This is a genomic window from Dendronalium sp. ChiSLP03b, assembly GCF_034531165.2.
Lineage (GTDB): Bacteria > Cyanobacteriota > Cyanobacteriia > Cyanobacteriales > Nostocaceae > Dendronalium > Dendronalium minutum.
Genome location: NZ_JAVRBR020000070.1, coordinates 12149 through 24576 on the forward strand (window position 1 = coordinate 12149; position 12428 = coordinate 24576).

A 12428-nucleotide genomic window follows, 5' to 3' on the forward strand; every position below is an offset into this window, starting at 1 on the left:
GGAGAAAATTAAGTATAAGCACTTAAAACATAAACATAAAATAAAGTTATACCAACGTAAGATGCAGCAATTACGGGTAAAGTTGTCGTTAGTGCCAATACTGATGCTACTAACGGTAAGTAGTACAGCACACTTAGCATTGGCTGGAGGATTTGCTCTCAATGAACAAAGTGTAAAAGGTTTGGGAAATGGCTTCGCTGGAGGTGCAGCCAGCGCCGAAGATGCCAGCACCATTTTTTTTAATCCCGCTGGGTTGACTCGCTTAACAGGCAATTCTATTATTGGGGCTTCTTATGTAATTTTTCCCACAGTCAGTTTTAAAAACCAAGGTTCTACTGTGGCTACAGGCGCGCCATTGTCCGGTAACAATGGAGGCGATGCAGGTGTTGATATTGTTGTGCCTAACTTCTACGCTGCCTGGAGCCTTTCGGATACCGTGAAAGCAGGTATTGGCATCAACGTTCCTTTTGGATTGGCTACAACATATAACCGAGATTGGGTTGGGCGTTACCAAGCGGTAGAGTCCAGTCTCACCACTATTAATATCAATCCCAGCATTGCTGCTAAATTGACAGATAACTTTTCTGTGGGTGCGGGTCTGAATATACAATATGCCGAGGCAAAACTTTCTAATGCGATCGACTTTGGTTCAATTGGTCGGAGTGTAGGCTTACCTACCCAACCTCAACAAGCAGATGGTTTTGTTAAAGTTACTGGCTCTGATTGGAGTGTGGGTTACAACTTGGGAGTAATGTACGAACCGACCAAAAGCACGCGCATTGGTTTAAGTTACCGTTCTCCCATTACCCAAGATATCCGAGGGAATGCCGACTTTACAGTTCCGGCAAGTGTCACAGCACTTACACGAGGTGGACGGTTCACAGACACAGGTGCAACCGCCGTTTTAAATTTGCCCGATACCCTGTCACTTGCTGTTTACCAAGAACTCAATCCCCGTGTTTCGATTGTCGGTGATGTTACCTGGACAAACTGGAGCCGTTTTCGGGAATTACGAGTGACCTTTGCTAACCCAAACGAACCAGATAGTGTGCAGCCAGAGAATTGGAATGATACTTACCGTTTTGGGCTTGGAGTTAATTACGCTGTTAATGAGACGTTGATACTACGGACTGGTGTTACCTACGATCCTAGCCCTATTAGTGATGAATTTGTCACTGCTCGATTGCCTGGTGGCGATCGCACCTTGCTAGGGTTTGGTGCCAGCTATCGACCTTCTAAGTCACTCAGTTTTGACATTGGTTATACCCATGTTTTCTCCAACGATAGCCCTATTAACGAGTCAAACTCCACAAGGAATACGTTAAAAGGTGAATTTGAGAGCGAAGTTGATATAGTAGGGGTTCAACTAAATTGGCAGTTTTAGCTAGATCGCGCACTTACCATACTGAACGCAGATATCAATAGACTTATATGTTGAAAATAGCGACTGCTGAATGCCAGTTACTTCAACGGGGAGGCAGCCGCGTGGGCAGGTTTCCCGACTTGAGCGGACTGCCTCACCACGAAACTGGCTCCTGATGATTAAGAGATAATTTCATGCCCTGGTTATGGGCGCGATCGCAGCCTATCTTGTAAATAGAGAATGGGGTGGGGAGTAGGAAAAAATCTTTTTCACCTTTCTAAAACAACTACTTTGGGGATGAATTTTGCTCTTTCATATTTCATACTTCTGACTTCATCCTTTAGTAGACTGTTCTAGCTCTAACCCGAAGTTAGTATGAACTTGAGGAACTTGTGAGGATAAAAAGTAGGATTGTTGCTTTACTAAAATTTACAATTATGAATTGATTGCTTTAGGCGTTTCCTCACAAGTTCCTCAAAATGTTTTTTTAAATTGAGAGCATAAACAACACCAGCAATAGTTGAAGGAACTCTCACAAACAAATTATTTTGCTTATATTTGTTTACAGTCAACAGTCATTAGTTATCAGTCAACAATTACAATATGTCTATCTCTACCGCCATCCAACAAACCATTCAAGCAATTACAGAAATAACTTCACAAGTAATTAACTACATCTTAGGTGCAGTCAGTAGAATTTTTGGACCTAGAGATGATAACTATCCATCAACAGGTACTCAACCCTTTGAGGGCGATCCTCCTAAGAAAAAGCATTATTGAATTAGGCATAGGCAAACCATTTTGTCACCCGCAACAGAGTATTCTCTAAGTTGAGAACTTTTTTAACTCATCACTGATTAGTTGAAAGGTGAGTACAATGAATACTATTAGGAAGATTAACAATGAGTTAGCGATCGCGGGACAAATTACACCAGAGCAATTCCAACATATTGCTGAGGATGGTTATAAATCCGTACTCAACCTACGTTTAGCAAATGAAAAAGGTATGCTAGATTGCGAGCAAGAGAAAATAGAAATATTAGGTTTGTTTTATGTTAATCTTCCTACGAAAGCCGAAGAAATTAATCATCAAGTGGCACTTCAAATCTTTAAAATAATTAATCAATTACCTAAACCTATCCTGATACATTGCGATAATTCCCTACGTTCAGCAGCAATAGTATTATTGTATATCGCAACAAAACAGGGTATTGCTTTTGAACAAGTATTTCAAATAACTATTAGAATAGGTTTGCTCTAACTAATAATTTGATTGAATTATTTTTTGATGTTTAGTTATATTATGTATATTATTAATGGATTTAATCTATATAAAATTTCATTAATTTTAAATGATTTGGGGTGCTAAAAATGCCTAAAAATCTCGTAAATGTAACAATACCAATAGTGACTCAAGAGCTTGAAAATATTCTAGTAACTTATCCTCATCATCCATATCAAGAAGCTTTTGCACATCCTGATTTACGACAAATTTTAATGGCTTATATTCTAAATAGAATTCCTAATCATTACATAACAGTTGATGAAGCAGAAAAACAAGTATTCACAACCTCAGATTGTCTGCGACCTTTTTTAGAACAAACATTGCATATAAAAGCAGTAATTCACCAAGGAATAGAGAAAGTTTTGTGCGAACAAGCACATGAGGTTAACCGCCATATTCCAGAAGTAGTAGATCCATCTCGTGTCGCGTCGCATTGGTTTGGCTAGGGAAGTAGGCAGGAGTTAGGAGTTATTCTCTTTGTCTTTGCGTCCCCTCATCTCCCCTACTCCTCCTACATTGGACAAGTACTAGTTGTGCGCTCTATGAGATTTTGATGAATAAAGTGTTGTAATTTTTGTCTCTAAGTAAAGTGGTACATTAGCATTTTCAAGACTCGCTTGTTTTTCATCAGATGTTTCTAAATAATTCAAATCATTAATTTTATTCACAACCTGAGATGAAGCTAGGTTACTAGAAGTATTAACAGAGGAATTGATACTTATTGGTGTCTTCCCAGTTGTAGATAAGGGCACAGATGAAACTTGGCTATTTTCTTTGATTAAACGGCTGTAAGTTCGTTGAGGAATAAAGTGGAGTGGATTGTAACCAACAAAACGCAAAATCAGCACACAAGCCCAGGAATATCTACCTTCAGTAATAGCTGCTATAATTTGATTCAATTGTTCAGGAGTAATGATACTGTGAAAATTTCTTTGAGAAGAAATATGGTAGTTCATGAGTAACCCTGAGATAAATTGCTCAACTAGAGGTTTATAGATTGATGCCGCCTTCTTAAGATATTCTGCAATAGGTCAATCATAGATTTCAGTTGGTATTAACCTATTTAAATATGAAGCGATCGCTCCTTCCAACTCTTAATCCTAATAAAGTCTTAGGCATTCCTCGCTTCTTGATCTTGTCTTGCTTTATTAATAGCAACAGGCATTTAATTGACCAAACATTTTTTGAAACAAAGCTTCATGTTGAAAAAATTGAGTTTGGTAGAGAGATTTGAATGTTAGTTTCATAGCAACTGTCTAAAAATTAGAGACTTTGCTTTTTATAATTATATTTACTACTGACAAAAGTTTGTAATTACTAATTCAGATTCTCTTAATTAATACAGGTTTTGGAGTTTATATTTTTTGTCACAATTTAGCGCATTTGTATTAAATATCAATCTCTGATTAACTCTGTTTTTGCTGTTTCAATTCTATGGTTAACTAAATTGAAAGTTTTAATTTAAAGGTAATTAGCTAGTAATTACTACAAATCTAAACTTTTAAACAAGCATTGTTTAAATATCTATTAAAATTCTGAATAGTAAACACAGTGCTATTACGTTTTTATTTGCAGCAAAACCCATGCTAGCTAAATGATGAAGTTACTTTTAGTCTTGAGTTTACTTGAATAAATCCACTTAAGCACTAACTTATTAAAGACTGTTCAAGCTAATTAGCGATGAGTAATTACAAAAAGTTTCTTTAGCAATTGCTGAGTTTTGAATTCAAAAAATGTATAACTCATAACTCTTCCTTTACTTATTAAGAATTACCATCTCAATATCTAATTTCCAATACTTGAACCGCCGAAGTCAGTGTTATGTCTGAGATACGTGCCTAATATATATAGAATACTATTAATTAACAGGCATCTCAGCCAAATTGGCACTTTTTTGAAGAAACAGTCAGTATCACTGGTGGGGCAATGGGGGAGATGGGGAGATAAGTGTAAAGACGGTTTCCCTCCGGGCGAACTTCCCCTATTACAGACGCTACGCGAACGGAGAAACAAGGAGACAAAGAGAACAACTTCTGACAACTGACTAGATTGGGATGAGAAAATTCTTTTTAGGTTTCATACCAAAGCTAGAAGCAAAAGACTTTCCGGTCTATCTACCATACAAAAGTTAAAAGGGAAATGTACCTCTGAACACCCGTGAAGTAAAACCAGAGTTGTTGAGGAGAGAACCATGAGGTCGTGACCTAGCTATATTTTTGGAATTTGTTATGTATGAACTGTTCCAAGCTGTCTTAGACAGTGATGAAAAAACTGCTCTACGTCAGTTGCTTTCTACATTAAAAAGCGTCTCAGGGAAGCGTTACTTTCTGAGAAACGAGATTCTCCATACTTTTGCAGATTACTGTCAGCAATCCCAAAAGCCTGCCTACTTTTATCACTCTTCCTCTATTGGCAAACTAATTCACTACACTCATGAAATGATTCTGGAAGAGGAAAGTACGTGGTTTGTTGTCCGACAGAAGATTGCTAGCCAAGAAGTGTGGCGACTGATGTTCGACTTTTTTAAGTTCGAGCTGATGACACCCCAGGCGTTTTTAGATGCGAGCGATCGCCTAGTGAATCGCTACCAACCCCACATTCTCGAAATCGACCTCCATCCCTTTTACGAAGCTTCTCCTACGATTTCCGATTCCAGAAACATTGGTCAAGGTCTAGCTTTTCTCAACCGTTACCTGTGCGATCAATTATTGACCGATCCTGAATACTGGGTAGAGCTAATATTTCAAACATTACATCACTTGCAATACGATGGCATTCCCCTACTAATTAGCGATCGCATCAACTCAGCTATCGACCTCGCCAAACAAATCAAGCCAGCCCTCAAGTTCCTCAGCCAGCGTCCCGCTAATGAACCCTACGCAGAATTTCGCTTTTACCTCCAAGAACTCGGTTTTGAACCAGGATGGGGCAACACTGCGGTGCGAGTGTGCGAAACCTTAGAACTCCTTGAGCGATTGATTGACAGCCCACAACCTGCCATCCTGGAAGCATTTGTTGCCCGCGTTCCTGCTGTTTTTCGGGTTGTTCTCATTTCTATACACGGTTGGGTTGGTCAACAAGATGTTTTGGGACGAGATGAAACACTCGGTCAAGTTATCTATGTCCTCGAACAAGCGCGCAGCTTAGAAAACAAATTGCAAGCAGAAATTAAACTCGCCGGTCTTGACGTGCTGGGTATTCAACCCCATGTGATTATTCTTACCAGACTCATCCCTAACTGTGACGGCACAGACTGCAATCTGCGCGTTGAAAAAGTCCAAGATACTGAAAATGCCTGGATATTGCGCGTTCCTTTTCGGGAATTTAATCCTGAAGTTACCAATAATTGGATTTCTAAATCTGAGATTTGGCCTTATCTAGAAACATTTGCTCAAGACGCAGAAAAGGAACTGCTAGAACAATTCCAAGGACGACCTAATTTAATAATTGGCAACTACAGCGATGGCAACTTAGTAGCATCTCTCCTATCCCGCAGGCTGAAAGTTACCCAATGCAACATTGCCCACTCCCTAGAAAAACCTAAGTACCTATTTAGTAATTTATATTGGCAAGATTTAGAAGACCAATATCACTTTTCGGCACAATTTACCGCCGATGTAATTAGCATGAATGCTGCCGATTTTATCATTACTTCATCCTGCCAAGAAATTGTCGGGACACCAGACACTATGGGCCAGTACGAGTCTTATAAGTGTTTTACTATGCCCAATTTATATCATGTGGTCGATGGGATTAATTTATTTAGTCCTAAGTTCAATATGGTACCACCAGGAGTTAGTGAGGATATCTTCTTCCCCTACAGTCAAACGCAAGACCGAGATCCTAGCTTGACAACACAAATTCATGACCTACTATTTAACCGCGAAGACTCTCAAATCTTTGGTCATTTAGACGATCCTGACAAACGCCCAATTCTTGCTATTGCTCCTATCAACTTTATCAAAAATCATACTGGTTTAGCTGAGTTATTTGGCAAAAATCAGGCTTTGCAAGAGCGTTGTAATCTGATCGTCGTAACCAGTAAACTGCATCCACATGAAGTTACTAAACCAGAAGAGACAGAAGAAATCCAAAGACTTCATGACATTATTCATCAGTATAATCTCTACGGTCATATTCGTTGGATAGGGATGCGTCTTCCTAGCAATGAAATCGGAGAAGCCTACCGAGTAGTCAGCGATCGCCAAGGAATTTATGTTCACTTTGCCCTCTTTGAATCCTTCGGACGCAGCATTTTAGAAGCTATGATTTCCGGCTTACCAACTTTTGCCACAGAATTTGGTGGTGCTTTAGAAATTCTTGATGATAGAGATAACAGATTTCATATTAACCCTACAGACTTAGAAGTAACAGCTCAGCAAATTTTGGATTTTATTAACCAATGCGATACTCAACCAGAATACTGGAGTGAAGTTTCAGAGTGGATGATTCAGCGAATTCGTAACAGATACACTTGGAAAATACACACCAGCCAACTATTATCGCTTGCCAAAATATTTAGTTTTTGGAACTTTGTTGCCCCGGAAAATAATGAAGCCAGGGATCGTTATATGGAAACCTTATTTTATCTCATCTATAAACCTATAGTAGAAAATATTTTAGAACAGCACAAGTCGCTTCGCTCTAATTAAAAATTAATAATTAATAATTTAGTCACTATGTTAATGATGGATACAAAAAGTCTGGCTCGCTCTTTTATTTATACAGACTGGACATTAATAGAAACCCAGTTTGAACCTGACAAGTTGCACTCCAGAGAAACTATTTTCACAATCGGCAACGGTTATTTGGGAACACGAGGTAGTTTTGAGGAAGGCTATGTACGTGCATTGCCAGCTACTTTTATCTATGGTGTGTATAATGATGTTCCTGTGGTGTACACAGAACTAGTTAACTGCCCTGACTGGCTACCATTGGTAGTAATTGTCAATGGCGATCGCTTTCATCTCGACCGGGGTGAGATATTGCGGTACGAACGGCAGCTCGACTTGCGTTATGGTATTCTCAGTCGTTCTATACGTTGGCGCAGTCCAAGTGGACACACCATAGATATCCAATTTGAACGCTTTGCCAGTTTAGCCGACGAGCATGTGTTAGAGCAACGCTGCCAATTAACACCCTTGGATTTTGATGGATTGATTGAAGTTCAGGCCAGCATTAACGGCTATCCAGAAAATCAAGGTTTCAATCACTGGGAAAATATAGACCAAGGCAAAACCGAGCATGGAATCTGGTTGCACAGCCGCACCCGCAATTCTCTGATCGATCTCGCTATGGGGGCTAAAATGACAATATCGGGAACTGAAGCTTCGTTGCAAGTCAACACCGCACCTGGCTATCCTACCTTGAGCTCAACCTTCCTGGCGGTGGCGCAACAGACCATAACAGTAGAGAAACTTGTCACAGTTTTTACCTCGCGGGATATTGATACACCAGTCACCGCAGCTTTAGAAAAACTCGCGCACCTGCCAGACTACACACTACTGCTTAATGACCACAAACAGGCATGGGAGAGAGTTTGGCAGCAAAGTGACATCGTAATTGAGGGGGATACCACAGCGGCTTTTGCTGTGCGCTACAATCTTTTCCAACTGCTCATAGCTGCCCCGTGGCATGATGAGAGAGTAAGTATTCCCGCTAAAACCCTTTCGGGTTTTGGTTATCGCGGTCATATATTTTGGGATACAGAAATTTTTATTCTGCCCTTTTTTATTTTTACTCAACCAAAGGTAGCCCGCAACTTACTCAGTTATCGCTGCCATACCTTAAATGGCGCTAGACGCAAAGCATCCCACTCAGGATATAAGGGGGCAATGTATCCTTGGGAAAGTGCTGTTACAGGCGATGAGGTGACACCACGTTGGTCACTTCCGAATGATTTTTACGCTGAAGACGTGCGGATTTGGTGCCGCGATCGCGAAATTCACATCAGTGCAGATATTACCTACGCTATTTGGTATTACTGGCAAGCAACTAGCGATGATGAGTGGATGCGAGACTGCGGTGCAGAGATTATCTTAGATACTGCCATTTTCTGGAGTAGCCGAGTTGAGTATAATTCTCAATCCGATCGCTATGAAATTCGTGGGGTAATCGGAGCAGATGAATACCACGAGTTCGTACACAACAATACTTTCACCAACCGGATAGTGCAATGGCATTTAGAAAAAGCACTCATAGTCTATGATTGGTTGCGTCAAACCTTCCCAGAACGAGTTAAAGACCTAGAACAGAAACTGCAAATAACTTCCGAAGTGCGATCGCGCTGGCAAGACATCATCGCTAAAATGTGGATTCCTTACGACCCTTCAACAGGATTAATCGAGCAATTTGACGGATTTTTCCAATTGGAAGATATCAACTTGAAGGACTATGAACCACGCCAAAAATCGATGCAAACTATCCTAGGCATCGAAGGAGCCAACAGGCGGCAGGTACTCAAGCAGCCAGATGTATTGATGCTGCTTTATTTAATGCGAGCATCAGCAGAGTTTCCCTACAACCAGAAAACATTACAGGCTAATTGGGACTATTATGCACCCCGCACTGATATTACCTATGGTTCGTCTCTTGGCCCAGCAATTCACGCCATCTTAGCCGCAGATTTAGGCAAATTAGACGAAGCTTATAAACGGTTTATGCAGGCGGCAATGGTGGATCTCGAAGATAGTCGAGGTAACACCAAAGATGGAATTCATGGGGCTAGTGCTGGTGGCGTATGGCTGGTTGTAGTTTTTGGGTTCGGTGGTATCCAATTGACAGAAAATGGCCCTGTAGCCAACCCCCACCTGCCCAACAACTGGACGCGCCTAAAGTTTAAGTTGCACTGGCGCGGTCAATGGCATGAGTTCGATCTACATCAGGGACTGGGGACTGGGGACAAGGGGACAAGGGGACAAGGAGGACAGGGGGACAAGGGGAATTTATCACAAACACTCTCCGCGTCTTTGCGTTTCCCCTTCTTTGCGTCCTCTTCCCAATCCGAAAGCGAAGCAAACCACAACCCTGATATCCGAGGAGTTATCTTCGATTTAGATGGTGTTCTCACAGATACAGCAGAATACCACTATCTAGCTTGGCAGAAACTAGCAGATGAAGAAGGTATACCCTTTAATCGGCTGGCTAACGAAGCATTGCGAGGAGTATCCCGTCGCGCTTCGCTGATGCTAATTGTCAAAGACAGGCAGTATTCAGAAGCACAAATCCAGGAAATGATGGAGCGTAAAAACCGTTACTATGTAGAACTCCTGAAAAACATTACACAAGATGATTTGTTACCAGGAGCGATCGCACTTTTGGACGAATTACGGCAAGCTGGTATCAAGACAGCCATAGGTTCAGCGAGTAAAAACGCTCGCACAGTTTTGCAACGATTGGGCATTGCTGATAAAGTAGATGCGATCGCAGATGGTTATAGCGTACAGAAACCCAAACCAGCACCCGACCTATTTCTGTACGCTGCCAACCAACTAGGACTCGAACCAGCACAATCTGTCGTTATCGAAGATGCAGCCGCAGGCATTGAAGCAGCTCTCGCAGCTGGGATGTGGGCTGTAGGACTCGGTCCAGTTGAGCGAGTGGGAGCGGCTCATGTTGTTTTGCCCAGCCTAGCAGGTATCAAGTGGGCAGATATACAAGCCAAATTAAACGACGCTGCTAAACAAAAAAATGGTTGACTGATAACTGATGACAGTTAACAGTCAACAACTTCTATTTGTTTCCCTGATTCAATTTGTGTCTACGCAGTTTCACTAAAACTTTGACTCGCCGCTTGAATTGCTCAAAATCTTCTGCACTTGATTCTGTTTTCTGCCATGCTGGACGTTGCATTAGACGCTCAGACCAATCTTGAAGCTGAGGGTAATCATTGAGATTGACACCTAACCTCGGCAATAAAGATACTGCTACTCCAGCAACGATATCCGCTAAGGTTAACTGTTCGCTGCCAAAGAAAGTGCGATCGCCTAAAGTTCCTGTAAAAAATTTTAATACTTTATCTATGTGCTGTTTTGCTTGTGCAAATTGCGGTGAGTCTTCACTTTCATAAATGAGTGAAATCACTTGCGGAAATAATTCATTAGCAGTGACCATTTGCACCATCCGTACCGTTGCTAAGTCTTGAGGTTTGGTAGGTAGCATTGCAGGTGTTGGATATTTATTTTCTAAATAGTCTAGAATTGCTAAGGATTCTACAACTCGAAAACCATCATCCACCACAACTGGAATGTGATGAAAGGGGTTAATTGCTAGAAAATCTGGTTGTAATTGATCGCCATCTAAATTAATTAAGACTGATTCAAAATCAATTTCTTTTTCTAATAATGTGAGCCATACACGACGAGCATTAGGTGATAGGGGATTGTAGTAAAATTTGAGCATAAAAATCCTGAGCAAATTTCCTAAAAAAGACCGATAGGTTTGTAAAATTACAAAAATTTTTCTGTTTTTACAGTATTCAAATTTCCTGAGTAACTTGTTGATACTCTAAATATTTCTTCTGTAATTCTTCTGGAATTGCAATAGGACGGCCATTTTGCAAATTTACAAATGCACCTTTCTGCGTAGCTACTGCTGCTAATTCGTTGTTAGATAAAATTTCAGCTTGCACAGTCCATTTTAGTCGCCCTAAATTATTTAGCCATAAACGTCCAATCACTTGGTCAATAAGCTTGATTGGGCGTTTATATTCAATCTCAGTTCCTGCTAAAATTGGTACATATCCTTGTTCGATTTGTTTATCTATTTGCCAGTGTTCGTCTAAGAACTTTAAACGTAAATCCTCCAGCCATCTAATATAAACAATATTGCTAACAATTCCTGCAAAGTCAATATCATATGTCCTTACAGGTATTGTTAGTTCTACTTCTAGTGGTCTGTGCTGTTTGTTAATTATGAGCATGATTTCTCCTACAGTTTTATATTTTAAGACCGTTTGGCCTTTTTAATTACAAAAAAATGAGCGATATTAGAGTAATGTTATTTCAAACCTTGATATCACAAATTTTGCTCGCTCTATTCAATGGAATTTTGTAATTCTTATTGCTGCATATGACACACATTATCCTCTAATAGTAAGAAACTTTGCTCAACTTATTCTATGTACTCTTTTATTGATTGAATAGATTTAAAGATGACTTTCTATGTATTGATTGAGGTGATTAATTGTCCTTTGCATGTGAATAGAGTCTTCGTATAGTTTGCTCATCATCATAGCTCCTTCTAACATTGCGATTATGATAGTGGCGATTTCATCAGCATTTACCTCAGAGCGAATTTCGCCTTTTTTAATTCCTTTTTCAATAATTCTACAAATCAAGTGTCGCCAAGAGTTCATCGCTTGTTGAGCGCGTTCTTTTAACGCCGGATGAGCATCGTCACTCTCAACGGCAGTATTCAGTAATGGACATCCTCCCTTTATAGGTGGATTGTCTACATGGCTGCGAAATAAATCAATGATTGCCCGCAAACGTTCAATTGCATGATGTTTGTTTTTCAATGCGGCTCTGGTATGCTGATTGATAAGAGCGATCGCAAAGTCAAAAGCCTGTAATGCTAGCTCATCTTTGCTTTGGAAGTGATTATAAATTCCTCCTTTCTGTAATCCAGTAACACGCATGATATCTGACATGGACGAGCCAGCATACCCCTGTTGGTTAAACAGTTCAGCTGCTTGTTGTAGAATTCTGGCTTTTGTTTCTTCGCCTTTAGACATCACAGTGTTTCCGACCGATTGGTCTGATTGAAATTAACATGATGGAT

At 40.3% G+C, this 12428-nt stretch carries 10 protein-coding genes; 6 read left to right on the plus strand and 4 right to left on the minus strand.

The features are described 5' to 3' along the window. The first annotated feature begins 61 nt into the window (after positions 1 to 61). The 4 genes from RMY31_RS18010 to RMY31_RS18025 all read left to right on the plus strand — a co-directional run bounded on the left by RMY31_RS18010 (position 62) and on the right by RMY31_RS18025 (position 3094). Positions 62 to 1384: an OmpP1/FadL family transporter gene (locus RMY31_RS18010; RefSeq protein ID WP_322665343.1), complete on the plus strand. Its 1323-nt coding sequence runs from the start codon at positions 62 to 64 to the stop codon at positions 1382 to 1384. A gap of 582 nt (positions 1385 to 1966) precedes the next feature. Next, a complete protein-coding gene (locus tag RMY31_RS18015; protein WP_322665345.1) occupies positions 1967 to 2143 on the plus strand; it encodes a hypothetical protein in 177 nt (58 codons plus the stop codon). Between the two features lie 97 nt (positions 2144 to 2240). Then, a complete protein-coding gene (locus RMY31_RS18020; protein WP_322665347.1) occupies positions 2241 to 2624 on the plus strand; it encodes a beta-lactamase hydrolase domain-containing protein in 384 nt (127 codons plus the stop codon). Positions 2625 to 2734: 110 nt separating this feature from the next. Beyond that, positions 2735 to 3094: a late competence development ComFB family protein gene (locus RMY31_RS18025; RefSeq protein WP_322665349.1), complete on the plus strand. Its 360-nt coding sequence runs from the start codon at positions 2735 to 2737 to the stop codon at positions 3092 to 3094. An 81-nt stretch (positions 3095 to 3175) separates the two neighbouring features. Here RMY31_RS18025 and RMY31_RS18030 read toward each other — a convergent pair whose 3' ends face one another. Further along, a complete protein-coding gene (locus RMY31_RS18030) occupies positions 3176 to 3604 on the minus strand; it encodes a HetP family heterocyst commitment protein (RefSeq protein ID WP_322665351.1) in 429 nt (142 codons plus the stop codon). Positions 3605 to 4876: 1272 nt separating this feature from the next. On the opposite strand from RMY31_RS18030, the gene RMY31_RS18035 reads away from it, so the two are divergent. Beyond that, positions 4877 to 7300 (plus strand): sucrose synthase, encoded by a 2424-nt coding sequence (locus RMY31_RS18035; protein ID WP_322665354.1) that lies wholly within the window; start codon positions 4877 to 4879, stop codon positions 7298 to 7300. Between the two features lie 36 nt (positions 7301 to 7336). Next, the gene (gene pgmB, locus RMY31_RS18040; RefSeq protein WP_322665361.1) at positions 7337 to 10345 is read left to right on the plus strand and encodes a beta-phosphoglucomutase; all 3009 of its coding nucleotides are present in this window, start codon (positions 7337 to 7339) and stop codon (positions 10343 to 10345) included. A 34-nt stretch (positions 10346 to 10379) separates the two neighbouring features. On the opposite strand, the gene RMY31_RS18045 is transcribed toward pgmB, so the two are convergent. The 3 genes from RMY31_RS18045 to RMY31_RS18055 form a co-directional block, all read right to left on the minus strand. Further along, on the minus strand, positions 10380 to 11048 hold the full coding sequence (locus RMY31_RS18045; protein ID WP_322665356.1) for a glutathione S-transferase family protein: 669 nt from the start codon (positions 11046 to 11048) through the stop codon (positions 10380 to 10382). 76 nt (positions 11049 to 11124) lie between these two features. After that, positions 11125 to 11568, minus strand: coding sequence for a thioesterase family protein (locus RMY31_RS18050; RefSeq protein ID WP_322665358.1), 444 nt, complete (start codon positions 11566 to 11568; stop codon positions 11125 to 11127). Positions 11569 to 11793: 225 nt separating this feature from the next. Beyond that, on the minus strand, positions 11794 to 12381 hold the full coding sequence (locus RMY31_RS18055) for a TetR/AcrR family transcriptional regulator (RefSeq protein WP_322665360.1): 588 nt from the start codon (positions 12379 to 12381) through the stop codon (positions 11794 to 11796). Positions 12382 to 12428: the final 47 nt, after the last annotated feature.

Coding starts and splice junctions, on each gene's coding strand:
- RMY31_RS18020 (WP_322665347.1), top strand. CDS start 2,241: ATGAATACTATTAGGAAGATTAACAATGAGTTAGCGATCGCGGGACAA.
- RMY31_RS18010 (WP_322665343.1), top strand. CDS start 62: ATGCAGCAATTACGGGTAAAGTTGTCGTTAGTGCCAATACTGATGCTA.
- RMY31_RS18055 (WP_322665360.1), bottom strand. CDS start 12,381: ATGTCTAAAGGCGAAGAAACAAAAGCCAGAATTCTACAACAAGCAGCT.
- RMY31_RS18045 (WP_322665356.1), bottom strand. CDS start 11,048: ATGCTCAAATTTTACTACAATCCCCTATCACCTAATGCTCGTCGTGTA.
- RMY31_RS18015 (WP_322665345.1), top strand. CDS start 1,967: ATGTCTATCTCTACCGCCATCCAACAAACCATTCAAGCAATTACAGAA.
- RMY31_RS18035 (WP_322665354.1), top strand. CDS start 4,877: ATGTATGAACTGTTCCAAGCTGTCTTAGACAGTGATGAAAAAACTGCT.
- RMY31_RS18025 (WP_322665349.1), top strand. CDS start 2,735: ATGCCTAAAAATCTCGTAAATGTAACAATACCAATAGTGACTCAAGAG.
- RMY31_RS18050 (WP_322665358.1), bottom strand. CDS start 11,568: ATGCTCATAATTAACAAACAGCACAGACCACTAGAAGTAGAACTAACA.
- pgmB (WP_322665361.1), top strand. CDS start 7,337: ATGGATACAAAAAGTCTGGCTCGCTCTTTTATTTATACAGACTGGACA.
- RMY31_RS18030 (WP_322665351.1), bottom strand. CDS start 3,604: ATGAACTACCATATTTCTTCTCAAAGAAATTTTCACAGTATCATTACT.